General features: G+C 60.5%; 18 protein-coding genes. 9 read left to right on the top strand and 9 right to left on the bottom strand.

Annotation, left to right across the window (positions count from 1 at the left end; genetic code table 11):
* Positions 1-41 precede the first annotated feature (41 nt).
* The 4 genes from AB0N24_RS04780 to AB0N24_RS04765 are packed head-to-tail and all read left to right on the top strand — an operon-like array spanning position 42 to position 2,843.
* Positions 42-638 carry a recombinase family protein gene (locus AB0N24_RS04780; protein WP_364121165.1) on the top strand — a complete coding sequence of 199 codons (597 nt, stop codon included), beginning with the start codon at positions 42-44 and terminating at the stop codon, positions 636-638.
* A gap of 7 nt (positions 639-645) precedes the next feature.
* Positions 646-1,479: a DDE-type integrase/transposase/recombinase gene (locus tag AB0N24_RS04775; RefSeq protein WP_364121163.1), complete on the top strand. Its 834-nt coding sequence runs from the start codon at positions 646-648 to the stop codon at positions 1,477-1,479.
* A gap of 27 nt (positions 1,480-1,506) precedes the next feature.
* Complete coding sequence (locus AB0N24_RS04770) at positions 1,507-2,031, top strand: Mu transposase C-terminal domain-containing protein (RefSeq protein ID WP_364121160.1); 525 nt, start codon at positions 1,507-1,509, stop codon at positions 2,029-2,031.
* Positions 2,031-2,843 (top strand): AAA family ATPase, encoded by an 813-nt coding sequence (locus AB0N24_RS04765; protein ID WP_364121157.1) that lies wholly within the window; start codon positions 2,031-2,033, stop codon positions 2,841-2,843. The genes AB0N24_RS04770 and AB0N24_RS04765 overlap by 1 nt, the downstream gene beginning before the upstream one ends.
* A gap of 74 nt (positions 2,844-2,917) precedes the next feature.
* On the opposite strand, the gene AB0N24_RS04760 is transcribed toward AB0N24_RS04765, so the two are convergent.
* Positions 2,918-3,889, bottom strand: a complete 972-nt coding sequence (locus tag AB0N24_RS04760; protein ID WP_364121154.1) for a restriction endonuclease — start codon at positions 3,887-3,889, stop codon at positions 2,918-2,920.
* A 291-nt stretch (positions 3,890-4,180) separates the two neighbouring features.
* Here AB0N24_RS04760 and AB0N24_RS04755 point away from each other — a divergent pair, with 291 nt between their 5' ends.
* Positions 4,181-5,671, top strand: a complete 1,491-nt coding sequence (locus tag AB0N24_RS04755) for a hypothetical protein (RefSeq protein WP_364121151.1) — start codon at positions 4,181-4,183, stop codon at positions 5,669-5,671.
* A 350-nt stretch (positions 5,672-6,021) separates the two neighbouring features.
* Here the strand turns inward: AB0N24_RS04755 and AB0N24_RS04750 are convergent, their stop codons facing one another.
* Positions 6,022-6,633, bottom strand: a complete 612-nt coding sequence (locus tag AB0N24_RS04750) for a hypothetical protein (RefSeq protein ID WP_364121148.1) — start codon at positions 6,631-6,633, stop codon at positions 6,022-6,024.
* A gap of 194 nt (positions 6,634-6,827) precedes the next feature.
* Positions 6,828-7,169, bottom strand: coding sequence for a hypothetical protein (locus AB0N24_RS04745; RefSeq protein WP_364121145.1), 342 nt, complete (start codon positions 7,167-7,169; stop codon positions 6,828-6,830).
* A 429-nt stretch (positions 7,170-7,598) separates the two neighbouring features.
* Here AB0N24_RS04745 and AB0N24_RS04740 point away from each other — a divergent pair, with 429 nt between their 5' ends.
* The 4 genes from AB0N24_RS04740 to AB0N24_RS04725 all read left to right on the top strand — a co-directional run bounded on the left by AB0N24_RS04740 (position 7,599) and on the right by AB0N24_RS04725 (position 10,346).
* A complete protein-coding gene (locus AB0N24_RS04740) occupies positions 7,599-7,868 on the top strand; it encodes a hypothetical protein (protein ID WP_364121142.1) in 270 nt (89 codons plus the stop codon).
* Between the two features lie 450 nt (positions 7,869-8,318).
* Positions 8,319-9,224: a hypothetical protein gene (locus tag AB0N24_RS04735; RefSeq protein WP_364121139.1), complete on the top strand. Its 906-nt coding sequence runs from the start codon at positions 8,319-8,321 to the stop codon at positions 9,222-9,224.
* Between the two features lie 395 nt (positions 9,225-9,619).
* Entirely contained in the window at positions 9,620-10,144 is a 525-nt protein-coding gene (locus AB0N24_RS04730) for a hypothetical protein (RefSeq protein WP_364121136.1), read from the top strand.
* 31 nt (positions 10,145-10,175) lie between these two features.
* Entirely contained in the window at positions 10,176-10,346 is a 171-nt protein-coding gene (locus tag AB0N24_RS04725) for a DUF2511 domain-containing protein (protein ID WP_364121133.1), read from the top strand.
* A 492-nt stretch (positions 10,347-10,838) separates the two neighbouring features.
* Here AB0N24_RS04725 and AB0N24_RS04720 read toward each other — a convergent pair whose 3' ends face one another.
* From AB0N24_RS04720 to AB0N24_RS04695, 6 genes are all read right to left on the bottom strand, one after another.
* The gene (locus AB0N24_RS04720) at positions 10,839-11,849 is read right to left on the bottom strand and encodes a hypothetical protein (RefSeq protein ID WP_364121130.1); all 1,011 of its coding nucleotides are present in this window, start codon (positions 11,847-11,849) and stop codon (positions 10,839-10,841) included.
* Between the two features lie 1,033 nt (positions 11,850-12,882).
* Entirely contained in the window at positions 12,883-13,278 is a 396-nt protein-coding gene (locus AB0N24_RS04715) for a hypothetical protein (protein ID WP_364121127.1), read from the bottom strand.
* A 22-nt stretch (positions 13,279-13,300) separates the two neighbouring features.
* Complete coding sequence (locus AB0N24_RS04710) at positions 13,301-13,825, bottom strand: gamma carbonic anhydrase family protein (protein WP_364121124.1); 525 nt, start codon at positions 13,823-13,825, stop codon at positions 13,301-13,303.
* Entirely contained in the window at positions 13,818-14,603 is a 786-nt protein-coding gene (locus tag AB0N24_RS04705; RefSeq protein WP_364121121.1) for an SDR family NAD(P)-dependent oxidoreductase, read from the bottom strand. The genes AB0N24_RS04710 and AB0N24_RS04705 overlap by 8 nt, the downstream gene beginning before the upstream one ends.
* A complete protein-coding gene (locus tag AB0N24_RS04700) occupies positions 14,600-15,493 on the bottom strand; it encodes a DUF296 domain-containing protein (RefSeq protein ID WP_364121118.1) in 894 nt (297 codons plus the stop codon). The genes AB0N24_RS04705 and AB0N24_RS04700 overlap by 4 nt, the downstream gene beginning before the upstream one ends.
* The gene (locus tag AB0N24_RS04695; RefSeq protein WP_364121115.1) at positions 15,490-17,073 is read right to left on the bottom strand and encodes an AMP-binding protein; all 1,584 of its coding nucleotides are present in this window, start codon (positions 17,071-17,073) and stop codon (positions 15,490-15,492) included. Before AB0N24_RS04695 ends, AB0N24_RS04700 begins: the two co-directional genes overlap by 4 nt.
* Positions 17,074-17,085 lie beyond the last annotated feature (12 nt).

The raw sequence follows: 17,085 nt of genomic DNA, 5'->3' as shown, positions 1-17,085 counted from the left end.
AGATCAGTGCTGGCCGGGGGTTCCTGAGGCACAATGGCGGGGTGAGACATCTTGGGTATACGCGCGTGAGTACGTCGGGCCAGGACTCGAAGCTGCAGCTCGACGCGCTTGTCGATGCCGGGGTGCAGAAGCGTGATGTTTTCGCCGACGTCACGTCCGGAAGCAAGGCAGCCATTGAGCGTCCGGGGATGAAGAAACTCCTCGCGTATGTAGAGCCGGGTGACACGGTCGTCGTGTGGCGGGTGGACCGGCTCGGTCGGTCCTTGATCGATGTGTTGAACACGGTGAACCTGCTGCGGGAACGAGGCGTGTACCTGAGATCCATTTCGGACGGTATTGATCCCACGACAACGTCGGGCCGTCTGATGCTGAACATGCTTGCGACTTTGGCCGAGTACGAGCGGGAGCTGATCGTCGAACGCGTGAACGCGGGCATTGCCGCGGCGCGGCAGGGCGGAACCCGGTTCGGTCGGCCACTCTCTGATCCGGTCGTGATAGCCGACAAACTTCGGATCGTGACCGACGCGCGGGCCAAGGGCCGCACCGCCGAAGAAGCAGCCCGACTCGTCGGGTGGAGCCGGGCAACGCTTTACCGTCACCAGCAGGCCTTCGCCACCCGCGAGACTACCAAGATGTAGCTGCGGCATGGATGGCGCGGAGCGGTGGCGGATCCTTCGACTGCACGTCGAAGATGAGATCCCCCTCGCGGAGCTGGCCCGGGATACGAAGGTCAGCCTGCGCACGTTGGAGCGCTGGCACCGGTTGTTCCAGGAAGGTGGGATCGCAGCGCTGGACCCGCGTCCCCGCGTCGATGCCGGCACGCGCCACACGGCAGCGGAGACCGTGGCCTTCATCGAACGGCTCGCTCTGACAAAGCCGCGCCCGAGCCTTGCGACACTGCATCGGCTCGCCGTCGCCGACGCCCGACAAAGGAACGCCTCGGCGCCCGGCTATTCAACCGTCCGGGACATCGTTACGTCCCTGGACCCCGGGCTCGTTACCCTCGCCCTGGAGGGGCCGGCCTCATACCGTGATCGGCACGAACTCGTGTACCGCCGCCGCGCCGAATGGCCGAACCAGATATGGCAGGCAGACCACACCGAGCTCGACATCCTCATCATTGGGGCCAACGGCAAACCGGACCGGCCCTGGCTGACCGCCGTGATGGACGACTACTCCCGGGCAATCTGCGGATACACCGTCTTTACCGGCGCACCCTCAGCCCTGAACACAGCCCTCGCACTGCGGCAGGCGATCTGGCGCAAACAGAATCCGTCCTGGGTGATGTGCGGACTGCCCGACATCCTGCACGTCGACCACGGCTCTGACTTCACCAGCCACCACCTTGAACGCACCGCCGTCGCGCTGCACATCCGGACCATCCACTCCACCGTCGGCCGGCCTCAAGGCCGCGGCAAGATCTTCGTTTCTTCGGAACGATCAACACCGAAGTGCTCGCCGCGCTGCCAGGACGCCTAGGACCCGGAACCCCGCACACCGCTGCCCGTGCTCGACCTGCCCGCACTCGACCGCGAGATCGGGGCATTCATCACCACGTACAACGACCGGACACACAGCGAACTCGGCACATCACCCCGGGATGCCTGGGTCGCTGACGGCTGGCTTCCACGCATGCCCGACACCCTCGAAGAACTCGACGGGCTCCTCCTCGCCGTCCCGAAGAACCGCGTCGTGCAACGCGACGGCATCCATTTCCAAGGGCAGCGCTACCTCTCGCCCACCCTGGCGCCATTTGTCGGGCGCACCATCACCATCCGCTACGACCCCCGCGACATCTCCGAGATCCGCGTCTACGACCATGACAGCTTCATCTGCACCGCCATCGACGAGGACCACCCGAATCTCCGGCTTAGTTTGCGGGACGTCGAAGCCGCACGCCGCGCACGCCGGCGTGAACTGCGCCGCACCATCAACGACCGCATCCCGATCATTGCTGCCCGCGAACAACCCCGAACCGCTGAACCACCGCGCCGCCGGCCGCGGCTTCGCACCTACGAAGAGGACGACTGATGGACCAGCCATTCATCGTGACCAAAGAACACCGGCGTTTCACCGAGTTCGCCAACGCCGTGCGAAAAGAGCACACCATCGGCATCTGCCATGGCGACGCCGGCGTCGGCAAAACCTACTCCGCCCGGCGCTACGCAAACTGGGATGCCCTGGAACCTTACATAACAGAGTGGCGGTCCCGCGACGCAGAGGAAGACGCCAAGCACTTCTCACTCGCCAACAGATCCCGCGCCGTCTTCTACACCCCCGAAGTACTCTGCCGCCCCAGAGAACTCATGGCAGAAATCCACCGCTCCCAGGTCCGAATCGCCTCCTGCATCGATGGCCACCTCCACCGAAACGACCCAACAACCCCTCGCCTCATGAACGGCATCACCAAACTGGTCGAACTGCTCATCATCGACGAAGCCGAACGCCTCACCCCAACCGCGCTCGAACTCCTCCGCGACAACCACGACCGCACCCATCTCGGGATCATCCTCATCGGCATGCCTGGCATCGACCAACGATTCCGCCACTACCCTCAGCTCTACAGCCGTCTCGGCTTTTCCCACCGCTACAGGGCACTCGGTCGCGACGAGCTCTTGTTCGTCCTCGATCGGCACTGGAAACGACTCGGCCGATCACTCGACCCGGACGACTTCACTGACGCCCAGGCAATCGCCGCGATCGAACGAATCACCCGCGGAAACTTCCGGCTCCTCGAACGGCTTTTCCCCCAGATCACCCGAGTACTGAAGACCAACCAACTCGAAACCATCACCGACGACGTCATCGAGGCAGCCGCCAGCACCCTCGTCATCGGCAACTAACGACAAAGAGCGCCAACAAAACACCGCCAAAAAGCTCCGAAGTCCACACTCTTCGGTCTATCTGGTCTTCAGTATCAAAACCCGTCAGGAGTCCGCAGATATCGCGACAAGCTTGGTAGTCCTTTAACCAAGGCCAGTTCCGCTGCCGGGGATTTTGGAATGAGGGTTCCTCGGGCGAAGTCGTACACAAACAAAGCCATCTTCACTTGTTTACCGAATTCGACAGCAGCAGCTGAGTAACCAGACAAAGAAAAGAAAAGCGCCGTCTTCCCTTCGGCCGTCGCCACACCAAAGATCTGCCGCACCAACGCGGGGGATACCGGGGCAGCATGATGCTTAACTTCAGCCACAAAGCGTTTTGAAACCACGTCTGCCCCACCGTCCCGAGTTGCCGGGGATACCCGACAGCCGGATTCCCCCAGGAACAGCATCCAATCCCTCGCCAAAAATTCCGCCTGACGATCATTACATGACGCCATGGCAGAAGGTCTGGGCCCGTGAGGGGTCCACGCAAGCTGCGAACGTGGACTATCGCGTATATCGGCCGCCGGAACCGTGGCGATAGGCCTGCTGAATTCATACCAGGCGTCATCGATCGCTGAACCAAGTCTCTTTGCCAGTTCCGACCGGAGCGCTGCCCTGTGCACGTGGTGTGGGTCATAAGTGGCCCAATAGCGTTTCACGGCTCTTGCATACCGTTTATCCAAGGCCCTTGCCGTTATCCAAAGAGCAATGTAGCAAATCCAGAACACAATCGCGCCTGTTATGAATCCGGCGTTTCTTGATGGCGACGCCGATAACGGCCCTATCGCGAACAGGGAACCAATGAGGAGGAAAATCCCCCAGACAGCTATGTTCGCCTCATCCAACTTTGGTGCGCGTGGCGGCGGTGGAAGCGTACCAGGGCTCGGGAAGAACTGTTCGACCCTACAATCAGCCCATTCGTCCATGTACGGATCGTCTCGGCGTGGGTGGTGTCCTTTTTGGACAAGGTCCTGTGCCAGCTCTTTGAGTTCCTCGTCCAGACGGGAGTAGTCGATATTCACTCCGTGCAGTCTGTAGTCCCACGAGTATTCCCACATAGTTCCTCCAGCCCACGCCAGGCTGACCCCTGACTGTACTAGGCGCTAGCTTATAGAGAGTTCCAAGCAAACCTAAGGCTCTGGGAGAGTGGGGAGGCTGCGTGGAGAGAGCCACTGGTGACACAATTATCGGCGTCAAATCGCTGGCAAGGCGAAGGTCAATCCAAGCAAGAGCTGTTCAGGCGAAATTGTGCGTGACAAGATACGGGTGGTGCCGCTGCCGCCGGCGGCGACCATAGGCCGGGGGGCAAGACTATGAGTGAATCCGTGCAAACGGAACCCGAGTACGTCGAAGACTTGGGCAAGTTGATCGCGTACATCGATGAGAAGCTGCCGCCGGGCTGGCCCGAGTGGCCGGGCGGGTGGCCGGGCCAGATCGAGGCAGCACTTTTGGACGCCGTACTGTCAATCAGGGCGCGTTACGGGTCAGCGAACACTGGTGTACGGGCAGCGGTGCGCCGATACAAGGAGTTCGTTGATGATGACAGGCCGAATTCGCTGACGCGCGTGGCTGGGTTCGACCCGACCGAGCTTGGCGAGGTGCTAAAGAACCGTCAGGTCACAGGTGGAGCTTCGAAGGCTACTGCTGTCATCGAGGCAGCAAAGCGTCTCAAGGCGGAGGGTGTAGAGCGGGCGGAGGACATTCCCGTGGCTGAGTTTGGTGCGAGGAGGACTCCGGAGCAACAGGTCAGGTTCGAGCGTCTGAAGTCGGCCTACAGGTCCGTGCCTGGCCTGGGCAAGGTCACGTTCGCGTATTTCACCATGTTAGTGGGCGAGCCGGACGTAAAGGCTGATACGTGGGTACGCCGTTTCGTCGCCGAAGCCATAGGCCGAGAGGAGGTGTCGAGCACTTACACCGAACAACTCGCAAAGGCTGCCGCCGGGCACTACGGTGTGGATCCGCGAGTACTTGACCATGCTATTTGGGTTTACATGAGAACCCGCAGCAGCGAAGAAGAAAACTTGGCGCGCGCATACAATTCCAGCGGGCGGGTCTTCGATACCTCATTCGACTACATGACCGACATCCCTGCTAGGGCCAATCCCGACCCGGACAGTGGCAGTCCGAGGCTCCGGGCGGACCACGAGCTGCTGTGGACTAAGGAGCTGCGCTCCGGTGCCCTTTTCGCCCCGACCGCGCCATCGGATCGTCGGGAGGGTTACCTCATATTCACTGACACCTCCGGGGCGAGGCATTGGTACGGCAGCGATGCCATCACCAGCTCCTACACCGGCAGGGCACGTACGAGGTCTCTGGCCGACGCTATCGCCGGGCTGAGCCAGGACGAGCAGGCCCGCTACCTGAACCCGCCGTACACCATCGGCAGTGCGATGATCTGGCCCGTCAGGAAGAAGGACCGACCCACGATGAACCAGGCGAGGGGGCTCAGGTCGCTCATCGCCGACCGGATGGACCTCACCCTTGAGTGCATCCGGCGTCACTACGCAGGAGAGCCAGAGAGCCCCCTCGCCAGTGTCATCAACGCCTACGCGGACTTCTTCGAGCTCTTCGATGGGTTCATGGAGTTCGTGGACTTCTTCCACCTGCAAGACCTCGTGACGCCCGACTACCACGAGGTTCGGTTCTACCTGCCCTTTGACAACTTCAAGCGTTCCGGGATGCCGGCCACAAAAGACGAGTACGTAACGTACCGGGAAGCCACGCTGGAATTCATCGCAAGACGGAACCAGCGGATGGCCAAATGGGTCAAGGAGAACCACCCCGAGATCGAGGTTCGCCAGTAGCGCCAAACGAAATTCGCGCGCAGGAGGGCAGGCACACTTTGTTCCTGATTCATTCATCGACAATGTGCCTCTTAACTGGCTAGGCGGGCGGCCCGTCGAATCGCTTCGGCGCTAGCGGCGTCCGCCCCGACGTCGCGGGTATCGATGCCGGAGCACCCTATTCCGCAGGTGAAACCGTCCCCTTTTTTCGGGCCCCTCCCCCGGCCATTTTGGAACATGGACGCGGTTCATGGTCCACGGTGGACACACTTGGTAGCCATTGGGTTAAGGAGGGGGAAGACGGGGCGGCTACCAACCAAAAGACCCCGCCTTCCCGGTCTAGTGGGCAGTCGGTGGTACGTCTGCCGGGGTCATGACCTGCAGCCCATGAGGGGCACGAACTCGTCGCGCCATACGCCCTTGAATGGCTCGCCTTTCCTGCGGGCAAGGATCTTCATGGCCCCCAGAACTACGCTGTCGCCTAAGCTGACGGATGCCGGCCCCCTGCTCCCTCTTCCGCCGCGCCCAAGCCTGTCGCCGCCATACACCAGTGGCGCGTCCATGCGCTCACACGTCCAGATGATGACGGAGACGGGGGTCTCGGCAACCATGAGCACGGTCCAGTCATCCGTGTGGTCATAGAACTTGGTGCCCGGGGTGAGCTTCCACATGTGATCCACCCATGTGCTGCCATCCCACTCCCGCCATGGGCGCTCCCTGCTATGGAGCATGTATGCCACGGAGTGATTGACCTTCCCCAGTTCTCTCCAGAAGTCCTCGCGCCCACCCTCCACCCGGCCTGGCATGACCATGATGTCGGGCTTGGGTACGGGAATGCGCGGCTCGACGTAGTCCTCCCACTCGATGACCTGCCCATCGTGCTCCATGGCATGACGGCCGGGGTGACGGATGGCGAGGGAGCATGTGTAGCGGAGGTCATCCCTGGGCGGGCTGAGTTGTTCGCAGCCATGCCGTGACTTCATGCCGCGTCCGCACATGGATCGACGATGTTCAGCGCGGTCTTCTGCTGAACGGCTTCCTCCGTCGCGCCTTCCCCGGTCGTAACGGCGGGTGCGATCGTATCTGTTGCCATCTGTGGCTATCTCCTACTTGCGGGTGTTGCGTGGAGAAGCGAGAACAACATGCCCTGCACGTGCGTCACCCGTCGAAGCCGACCTCACGGCCGTCCCGGTGTGTTTCCGAACCGCTCCCGCGCAGTTCGAGCGGACATGCCGAGGGCCGCACCGATAACCTCCCAGGAGTCTCCGTTCGCGCGGGCGGCGCTGACGGCGGCGTCGAGCTCGGCCTGGGCCTTCGCGGCAGCCGTCCGGGCAGCGGTGATCCGGCGGAAGTCCGCGGCGTCCCGATCAACGTGAGGCGCCGGGCTCAGGCGAAGGAGCGTACCATCCACCCGCAACGGCGAGGCTAGGTGCTCGACGTGCAGGACGTAACCTTCATCGGGCTCGCGCTGTACGTAGACGGTGAGGACGGCCTTTCCCTCGCTGTCATCAAAGTCCACTTTCCCGTAGCTCTCACTCGGACCAACAGGCCATGGCCGCGGCTTCAACCGCCCTCCAGCTTCATACTGCGTCGGCTCAGGGACAGGCTTCCCAACCCGGAAGCCGGGGGCTTGCGCTTCGCGACGGGTCATACTGACCGTTCTCCTTCAAGTTGTCTTCCCACTGCACCCCGATGCATAGGGGCCACAGCAAGGGCTCTGAGATGGGCGATACCGCTTCATATTCGATTCCCCCATCCACTTGATCACTTGATGTTCGCAGCGGCATGCGGGCAGCGCTCTAGTACAAATACCAGTACAAGTCACTACGGGTTGAAGCGCACGAGTACCGGGTACTCGAAAGGTAGACGACCATGCGCGTGTACTGTCGTCCAGGAGGTCCTGACCTGATCCGATGGCCTCATGGAAACGATCGGCCAGTAAACCTTGTTGGCCAGCCTGTCGCTGCACACCATTCGCACGCTGGGCCAGGATTTCAAAAAGCTCGAAGCGCGGCTCGACGGGGCCGTGGCCGCTGCAAGGGCGGACGGTATCTCCGGGCAAAATATCGGCAGGGCGTTCGTCATCAGCCGCCAGGGTGCCCAGAAGCGTTGGGACGCGTTCTCACTGCACCTGTACATACGGAAGGCAGCTGAGCGCACTCATGCTTTTCCGTCGATGTTCTGCCCCGAGGCTCTACCTGGCACGACGTGTCCCTGACCCGTCATCCCGGTCTGGAGCCATTGTTAAGGTGTGGGGAGCACCGAGGGGGACGTGAGCGCGCTCCCCCGGGTTTGCTGCGCTCGTTACGGCTCAATAGTCTCCGCGTGGGCGGCCACCAATAGCGGAGATTATGACAAGCTGGGGCTAAAAGGGGGTTCTTCTGTGGACAAATTGAACCCTGATTCCTCGAATCGTCAGCACCAGGGTCAACAGCGTCCGCAACAACGGCCCCGAGCTGATCGAGCCTGCCGAATCCGACCCAGCCCACGACTGATGGCGACGAGGCCCGTCGAGCTGCGGCCAGGCTGTCCCGCACTGCGCGGGACCTGATGCAGTCCAGTGAAGAGCAGGGGCGTCCTGCGGTGAGGGTTATCGGCATTGCCGCACACATCAGGGGTAGCTACACCGGCGCGGCCAGTGCGCTGACGGGCCAATCGGCTCCTTGGAATGTATTCTCATTCCACATGCACAAAATTGGGGGATTACATGAGTTGTGTCTATTTCGTCAGGCCTATCAGGCAAATGGTCGATTTCAAGTCAAACAAGGGCCAGCTGACTTTCCATAAAATCATTGCCGCAGCAGGAATTGGAGGCGCTCTCTTTTTCACCTCCGCCTGCTCGGCGCCCGAGGCAACATCGACCGCCGGCACTTCAGGCGCCTCGGATGCTGCCTCAGCGGCTGCCACCTCATCGGTGACGCCATCCCCAACCAGCAGATTTCCGTACACTTTGTCCAGCGGCCTTGTGGCCAAGGGCGTCGCCAACGACGGCAAAGGCGACTACCTTCAGACGAGCATCGCCGATACGGACCCGGCGATGAAATACAATCCGGCGATCACCGACGACGCCGCGAAGGCCCACTTCTCAGAGGCCGACCTCGCCGAAGCCCAAAAGGTGATCGTCCGGTTCATTGCCGAGGAAGCTATCGACTCCACCCTCAACGGTGGGGGAAATCCGGACCTCTGGTTTGAGGATCACAAGGACCAGATTCACCCAACTAACCAGGCCATCATGCTTGAGGAGCTGAAAGCTGGGAAAGGTGACGTGGCCCGAGAAGAGTGGATGGCAACGAAGCCCGGGTTCTCGTACGTCCACGGACCTGACACTCCCCGCGTGACCATGCGGATCATCACGCCCGAGAAGTTCCGCTACGTGGAGGGCAATGGCTTGCAAGGCGTCATGCTTGACACAACCGCTGCTTATTCGATGGGGGTCACTGCTGACGGGATCCGCAAGCCGGACCAAAGCTCGACAGCGGAACTTTCGTACGCTGTCGCCAAGGACCCCGCTGACGGCAAATGGAAGATTGCCGGCTACAACGGAAACTTCCATACGGCCGAACAGCTTGGATAGCGCACCCGTCTAGCTGTCGGCTTGTCCGCTGGAAATCCTGGATGCGGTGTGAGTCAATGGTTCGGACCTCGCTCAAGGTGCGCTGGCTCCGGATGACCGCACCCACACTGGTGAGGGTGGCAGCCTGTTCGAGTCAGGCCGAGTCCGGGAGCCCTGCGAAAGCAGGGCTCCAAGCCTCTCCCCCAGGCAAAATCACCCGGGTTGTCTATTCCATCAACAAGGATCCAGGGGCTGTTCTACCTCCAGACGGGCCCAGCCAGTCGTATTCTGGAGCGTAACAGCGCCCCAGGGTCGGGACGATCAGCGTTCGGGAACCTAGCCGCCCGCTGACTGTTTGGCGCGACTCCTTGGGGAAGTCCCGCTGACGACGGCAAATGCGTCAGTAGAGTGAGCCCATGAATACTTCTCGGTACACAGCGCCGGCCTGCATCGCCTTTGCCGGGCTGCTTCTCTCCGGCTGCGCGCCTGCGTCCCCGGCATCCGGGGAGACTTCATCGCCGTCGACTTCGACAGTGTCCACATCAGCCACTCCGGTCAGCACGCTGACTGATGCGGAGCGTGTGACCAAGGCGGAGGCCGCAGTCCAGGCCGAACTTCCCAACGCGCCCATCTGGAAGGGCATGACTTTCAAAGGGGTCGTCGTTGACGCATCCGAGATCTGCGTTGACCGCACCTGGGCCCCGGGAGGCGGTCCGGATAAGCTCGGAGGGAACGCCGGCTACGTCGTAGTCAGCTTTCCTGCGGTCGCCCTGGGCAAGCCCAAAGATGGAACCTGCGCCGCTTATGCACCAGCAGCTGCCAAACCACCCGCCAAGGTTGACGTGCCCGCTGCGGTAGCCAAAGATCCGGGTCTTCTCATCAGCACCACTTTCGGAGATAAACGGCCGCTGAAGGTTCCTTACGTCGTGGCCCACTTGTGAGGGCATCACGGTAGCCGGTCGCCACCTCCAGGTGGCCACTGTCGATGCTCCGGATGGCAAGACCTACGCAGCCAATGGCACAGCCAAGGATCACGGGAACTATGCCGACATTGATCCAATCTGGGCGCCGAATCCCGATGTTTCCGGTCTGAAAATCGACATCAGCCCAGTCCTTGATGCCGCTCTTGCACTGTGCGATTGACTTCTTCGAGGGCACGACGGCTTCAGTGCAGCGCTGGTGTCGTATCTCATCCAAGTTGAGGCAGATAGTGCCGAATTGGAGGGCTTGCCTCACTTTGGCAAGACGGAATTCTCCGTTTTGTCTCAATCTAGTTGAGGCAAAGGAGAGAACTGCGGGGTAGAAGAACCTTGAGAACACGCGGGTACCGCAACTACGACAACCATGTTCTGGGCAGCGTCGGGGCCATCCAGCAGGGCGACCACAACTCAGCGGTCGCGATGGGATGGCGGTAGGTGCCAACGGTAGTTATGCGGCCCGGTTTTCGGCTGGTTGATTGATCCAGGCCTAGTACCGAGGATATTTCGGTGCTGTTGTAGTGAGTTTTTCCGGGTCCCTAGCCTTGGCTCCGGAACACTTCTCCCCGCTCACCGTTCTTTGCGTCCGAGTGGACGTCGGCTCCACCAGAGCCTTTCAACTGCTCAGCTGAGTCTGGACAGATGAGTGCGGAATCCCCTACCGACTCCCGCTAAGGACACGATCCAGCTGATTGAGAAAATGTCGCAATACGTAGTATCTGGAATGATATGGGTCCGTCAGCACGAACTCGGGTCTGACTTCGAGAAGGATTGCATTATTATTTCGAAATTGAAGGGACAGCTCCAATTTTCCGGCGAGTGGCACAGTCTGGATTCGCTCCCAGTCACCGGCGGCCTCCATCAGACACTCATCCAGGGCGCAATATATTTCGACGACAGATTCGGCGTCAAATAAGATAGGGGATCCGTCATTCAGATCCTCGACCATAATGTCTTCACCGTCGAAGAAGCCGATCCGATTACCCGATTGAATCAGTAAGCCTTCCAGAGACTGCCCATTTGGTCCTATCAGATTGCAGACAATCGACAGATCGTCCAAATCCCGCGTCTTATCGACGACTTCATCGCGCACATATTTCCCAGTACCGCCCCGAGGGGTGTCGAAATATTTGCGCCCAAGAAGGGCAACAGTCTTGGAGGCTGCCAGGGACGTATGCAGAGCTTCGGCTAACTCCTCTTCTGACGGATCTGCCACGTCCGATGACACCCATCGATTACTGTCCCACCACGTATCGGAATAGATGAGTTCTTCACTGAAACCGATGACCGTATTCTTGTCTAGTATTCTCATCGCCGCTGACTCGGGCATCACTCGACGAACAGTTTCTTCCCATCGGTCTTCCGAAAACTCGGGGTACGAGCCCACAAACATGGCTTCTCCATGTATTCCGAAGACATGATTGCAGAGCCCCTGAATCACTGCTATTGATGCGAGACCACCTTCCGGCATTCCGCGGAGGTCTTTTTCGCATTCAGAAGCCCACCATGTAATTTCTGACTTGGAGATCGCTGCCGGAGCCACCCACGACGGAATCTTGTGAAGCGAAACATAGGCCACCTGTCCAATTGCGAAGGCCAGAGTCGACCTCACACCAGCGCTCTCGAGACGCACTTTCAATCCATTTGCCGCGCCGTCCATTATTCCCATGGGCCAAATTTCCTTCATGGAACTATCGGGTAGTGTTCAGAGGCCCTTTCGAGCCGCTGAAACTAAGATAGAGCGCCATTTACCTCCTGTCATCCCGGGTCCGGCCGTTTCGGGTGCGGACCAATGCCTGGAGGGTGGGCGCTACTGGCGCCTAGGGCCTAGGGAGCAATGCATCATCTGTAGTGAGATTGCCTCAACTTCGATGAGACAGGACAGCTGGAATGGGACGACCTTTTTACCACTCCCCTAAGTGATAGTGAACTACCGATAACGGAGGTTATGTAAGGTAAATCAGTTGAAGGTTCAACTAATGCTCACTTCCGGCTTACCCCACGCTGTTGAAGCGCCATGGTCCAATCGGATGTTCCAGGTTCACCGCACGCGAGTTTTGCTCCGGGTGCCGTCATCAGATCGATCAGCGTTCGGCCCACCGTTACTGCCCGGTAAGGGTTATTTCGCCGAATGCAGGGACTAACCTTTTCGACTGCGGCCCGGGGCAACGATTTGGGTCAGGAGCTTACGGAGGAAAGCCGTGACGTTTTCCGTGACGGCTCTGCCCACGAACGGCGCACAGGGCAGCTTCCACGACACTGTTCTGAGCCTTCAGATGACCTTCAGGACTGCATCCTGTCGGTGTCTCATGTCAGCGACTCGTACGCACCTCTTCAACGGCGAAGCACTCCCCACCCACGCACGACCAGCAACGCCGCGCTCCGCGCCTACCTGCTCCGCCGCCTCGCCGGAGACGACACCAGCTGGGACTTCGACGTGAAGATAGCTCGGGTTTCAGAATCCACCCGTTCCCGTTCATGATCTAAACCACAAACGCTATGTTGGGAATTTGCAGCTCTGGGACGGGAGCTGTGGCAAGGCGAAGGTAACCTCGCCAACGCCTAACTGGCAGAGCGATCAGTGCACTCCCCTGCCCCCCGCACCCCCGTACGCATATTCTTTACGAAATCTCCGTAAGCGGCGTCTCAAGTGGGCGTCACCAGACGAGAAAATCGTGCTTCTATCGCACGAAGCACGTGGATCAGTCAGCTGCAGATGGCACTCGTAATCCCTGCCGGAAGCTGCCAGGCAAGCGCAGCATCGGCCGTCGGTGCACCGGCACTTCCAAGTCGGCTTTGGCGGATTCCTCCAAGGCATCCTGTAAATGGTTGCCGCGTCGAGTTAATGCATCCCACTCCGTTTCAGTGATGTCAGGGTCTTCGATGGCGTCCAACATATCGCCGACCAGGTCGTCGGCACTGGCGTTGTATAGAGAACCAAGCCGGCCGCCAAAAATTCGCGCCTTCACCTCGGCCCGTTCTAGGTCTGCCATCTGTTCGTGCCACTCCCAATCAACGGTATCCGCATTGTGATCATCGCTTTTTACATGCCCGCTGAACTTGCTCACCTTCATTCCGACAGCGAACTGCTTGCGCATCGACGAGAGCTGTTCAATCAGCTCAAGGTAAGCCGTGAGCCGTTCTTTCTTGAGCCGGGGCGGGATCGTTCTCGACGTGCTGCCGCGCTAATGCAGTATAGGTTCGGGCATTGTCGAGAAGCGCTCCGGTTTCGGCATCGGAGACGGATCTGATCACTTTGGCAGGAACCCCCGCCAGGAGTGAACGTGGTGGAATGGCCGTGCCTTCGAGGATTAAGGCGCCAGCTGCGATGAGACTTCCGTCGCCGATCGTTGACCCGTTCATGATGATGGCGCCCATGCCTACCAGAACCCCATCGCCGATTGTGGCACCGTGGCAAATGGCGCCGTGGCCGAGGGTGGTGTTGTCGCCGATCGTGAGTGGAAAGCCGGGGTCGGTGTGGAGGACACAGTTGTCCTGGATATTGGACCCGTTACCAATTCGGATTGGTGCCTGATCTGCCCGGGCAACTGCGCCGTACCAGATGCTCGATTCCGAACCGATGGTGACATCACCTACGACAGTGGCGTTGGGTGCCACCCAAGCCGCTGCAGCGTGATCAGCCACAGCGCGCCGCCAGCCCGCCGTCGATGGGAAGGCAGACACCGCTGATGTACGACGCCTTGTCCGAGGCCAGAAATACTGCCGCGTTCGCGATGTCCTGAGGTGCGCCCATTCGCCCGGTTGGGCTCATGGCGTGGCGGGTGGCAAGAGCCTGAGGGTCATCCGAGATTTTGTTTGTCACCAGTGGCGTGTCGATTAGTCCGGGCAGGAGGGCGTTGGCCCGGATTCCTTGTTTGGCATACGTGAGCGCAAGCGACACCGTCAGTTGGTTTATCGCTGCCTTGGCGGAACTGTAGGCCGGATAGGTATAGCCGGTATCGCGAATGCTGGCCAGCGATGAAACGTTGATGATGACGCCTCGGCCCGCCTTCAGCATATGCGGCAGCGTACTCCGGCATGTTAGATAGGTGCTGGTCAGGTTAAGGCCTATGGACGTGTTCCAGTCGTCCAAGCCGGTTTCCAAGATCGAACCCATCTTCGGGGATCCGACGTTGTTGTGCAGGACTTCGGGGATCCCGAGCTCTCGCACGACGGTGGCAACGGCGTTAGCCACATCAGTCACGCTAGTGACATCGGCGGTAATGCTGATGCCAGTTCCTCCGGCTGCGACAATCTCCTCGCTAACGCGGTCAGCCTCATCAGTGTTCATATCGATTGCTGCCACGGCCGCTCCTGCCGCGGCGTAGGCCAGCGCAGCTGCTTCACCGTTGCTCATGCCGGTACCGCTGGAGCCTGCGCCGAAGACCAGAACTATCTTGCCTTCAAGTTCACGTTCGATCATTGCGTAACCTCTTCCACGAGTAGTTCCAGCGTGCATGCCACAATCGTTTCGTCCTTGACGAGGTCTCCGGCATGGACGGTGCCAAAGCGGTCGATGATCATGCCACTGAGGCGTGTAACCGGGCCGTGGGGATCACGCAGGTCAAACTCACCGGTCACAGTGACTTCTGTCGCGGGGCCGTCGACGACGAGTACACTGTCCCCCCTGTGCAGGACGGCGCCGACAAGACTGCCAAGGCTGCCTGCGACGGAGGCCCGCTCGAAGCCGTGTTCTAGCATGATCTCTCGGACGGCTGTGTCCACCTTTACTCCCGGTGCCAGCCGGGACATGACTGCACGGACCGAACCGCGAGGCTCCAGATTGTGGGAGGGGCGACGGTGGGGTGTGAAGATCGGAAGCTGGCACTCAGGATCAGTGTCGCTGATCAGTTCGACTTCATCCAGGGCGTGCACAAGGGCTTGTACTGGGCCAGGTCCAATGATAGTTTCTGGCCAAAGATGCCCTCCGCGTACCTCGCCGCTGGCATCGAACCAGGAGGCATGGCAGTGGGCGAAGCGTTTCCCGTCACGAAAGCCGACTGTCGCGGATCCGGAGATCAGCCGGGCTGGTACCACTGCCTCATGCGTTGAGCTGTAGGAAGCTGCGGCTGATCCGTCGTCACACAAGGCTGGGAAACAGTAGCTGACTCGGGAGAGGAACCCTTCGAGCAGCTCTACCTGTCCCGAAGTGGCCCCCAGTCCTTCCAAGGCTTCCGCCACGGCCTCGGTCAGCGATGCGCCTACGGGAAGGATCACCTGCGTCGGGATGCTGCGGGTAGCCACCGATGTGCGGCGTTCCGCACTGACAACTCCTGGGTGTTCAAGGGGCCGGATCAGGCGGGAGAGGCTCACCAGGTGGCGCCTTTGTCCGGTCCGGCGCTGTTGCCCTGAGGGTTCCAGCCGAGTTCGAGGAAGAGATCCCGTACCGTGCGACGAACAATTTTGCCGTTTCCTGAGCGGGGCAGCTCATTCCAGAACACGACGTGTCGGGGCACCTTGTAACGGGCCATGCGCTCGGAGAGGTACTGGCGCATCTCGTCTTCGCTCACTGAGTGACCTGGGTGCAGCACGCACACTGCAACTCCGATTTCGCCCCACGTGGGGTCGGGCATGCCGAGGACAAGTGTTTCGTGGACGGCCGGGTGGGAGAGGATTTTTTCCTCGATGTCCCGAGGGTGAATGTTTGAGCCCCCGGAGATGTACATGTCGGAGGACCGGCCTGTGATGTACAGGAAGCCTTCGCTATCAAATGTCCCGATGTCTCCGGTTCGGAACCAGCCGTGGCGGAAAGCCCTCTCGTTGGCCATCGGGTTCTTCAGGTAACCAGGGAAAACCGCTGGCCCGGCTACACAAATCTCACCGTGCTCCAGGGCGGGCAACTCGTTGCCCTGATCGTCCTGGATACTTACTTGCATTCCGGTTCGCGGAAAGCCGCAGGTACTGAATTCGACTTCGACCGGCGAGGTGTGGCCGTGGTGGTGCGGAGGCAGAACGGTAATGTTGCCCGTGACCTCGGCAAGGCCGTAGTACTGCACGAGAACCTCCCCAAGGGCGGCGCGCGCCTGCTGCTGGTCGCGGCTGGCCATTGGCGCGCCGGCGTAGATGACGTAGCGCAGGGAGGAATGATCATGGCGGCTAATTGATTCGTCGTCGACCAGGCGCTTGAGGATAGTGGGGACCGTGAACATGTTAGCGACCCGCTCGGTCTCGACAAGCTCCCAGATCTCTGCCGGTTTCAGGCTGAATGAGACCGGGATGACCGTGGCTGCTCCGCGTGCCACCTGCGGTAGCAGATGGATGCCGGCGCCGTGAGACAGCGGGGCCACCACGAGAGAACAATCAGTCTCGGTTGTGGTGGGCATCAGATCGGCGAGGTGGTTGGTAATTACGTATCCGAGCTGGTCGTGCGTGAGTACGGCGGCTTTCGGCGGGCCGCTGGTCCCGGACGTGAGGAAGTACCAGGCGGCGTCGCCTGCCCAGACGCCCAGGTTTTGCAACGGGCCGGACGGACGGACGTAAGCGCTGACCGAATCGGGTCCCGTGGCTTCCAGCCACAGCGTTTCCAGTTCCGGCCCGACAACAGCCTTAACAGCGCTGACGTGGGAGGTGGTGGACGAGTGGGCGATCATCAGAACCGGTTCGCACACTTCCGCGATTGAAGCGAGGTCACTGTCGTGCAGACGGGTATTGATCGGCACCAACACGGCACCGATGCGCCAAGTGGCAAACATGGCCTGCACGAACTCGGGATGGTTCGGAGCGTCCAGCAGCACGCTTTGCCCAGGCTTAACGCCCCTTTCCAGCATGTGGGCGGCAAGGGCGCTGACCCTCTCGTCCAGGTCGCGCCAGCTCCAGCGTGTCTGCCCATGGATCAGGGCATCCGCGTCCGGGATCCGCCTGGCGGTCTGGGTTAGAAATTGGGCCAGGTTCACGGCCCTATGAGC

Source organism: Arthrobacter sp. NPDC093128 (assembly GCF_040683875.1).
GTDB lineage: Bacteria > Actinomycetota > Actinomycetes > Actinomycetales > Micrococcaceae > Arthrobacter.
Note: the sequence above shows the minus strand (reverse complement) of the source record. Positions and strands in the feature narration are given on the sequence as shown.

What these genes read in the sequence shown, in the direction of transcription:
- AB0N24_RS04775 (WP_364121163.1), top strand. Translation starts at nt 646, where the DNA reads ATGGATGGCGCGGAGCGGTGGCGGATCCTTCGACTGCACGTCGAAGAT.
- AB0N24_RS04765 (WP_364121157.1), top strand. Translation starts at nt 2,031, where the DNA reads ATGGACCAGCCATTCATCGTGACCAAAGAACACCGGCGTTTCACCGAG.
- AB0N24_RS04755 (WP_364121151.1), top strand. Translation starts at nt 4,181, where the DNA reads ATGAGTGAATCCGTGCAAACGGAACCCGAGTACGTCGAAGACTTGGGC.
- AB0N24_RS04750 (WP_364121148.1), bottom strand. Translation starts at nt 6,633, where the DNA reads ATGAAGTCACGGCATGGCTGCGAACAACTCAGCCCGCCCAGGGATGAC.
- AB0N24_RS04735 (WP_364121139.1), top strand. Translation starts at nt 8,319, where the DNA reads ATGTATTCTCATTCCACATGCACAAAATTGGGGGATTACATGAGTTGT.
- AB0N24_RS04730 (WP_364121136.1), top strand. Translation starts at nt 9,620, where the DNA reads ATGAATACTTCTCGGTACACAGCGCCGGCCTGCATCGCCTTTGCCGGG.
- AB0N24_RS04720 (WP_364121130.1), bottom strand. Translation starts at nt 11,849, where the DNA reads ATGGGAATAATGGACGGCGCGGCAAATGGATTGAAAGTGCGTCTCGAG.
- AB0N24_RS04715 (WP_364121127.1), bottom strand. Translation starts at nt 13,278, where the DNA reads ATGCGCAAGCAGTTCGCTGTCGGAATGAAGGTGAGCAAGTTCAGCGGG.
- AB0N24_RS04705 (WP_364121121.1), bottom strand. Translation starts at nt 14,603, where the DNA reads ATGATCGAACGTGAACTTGAAGGCAAGATAGTTCTGGTCTTCGGCGCA.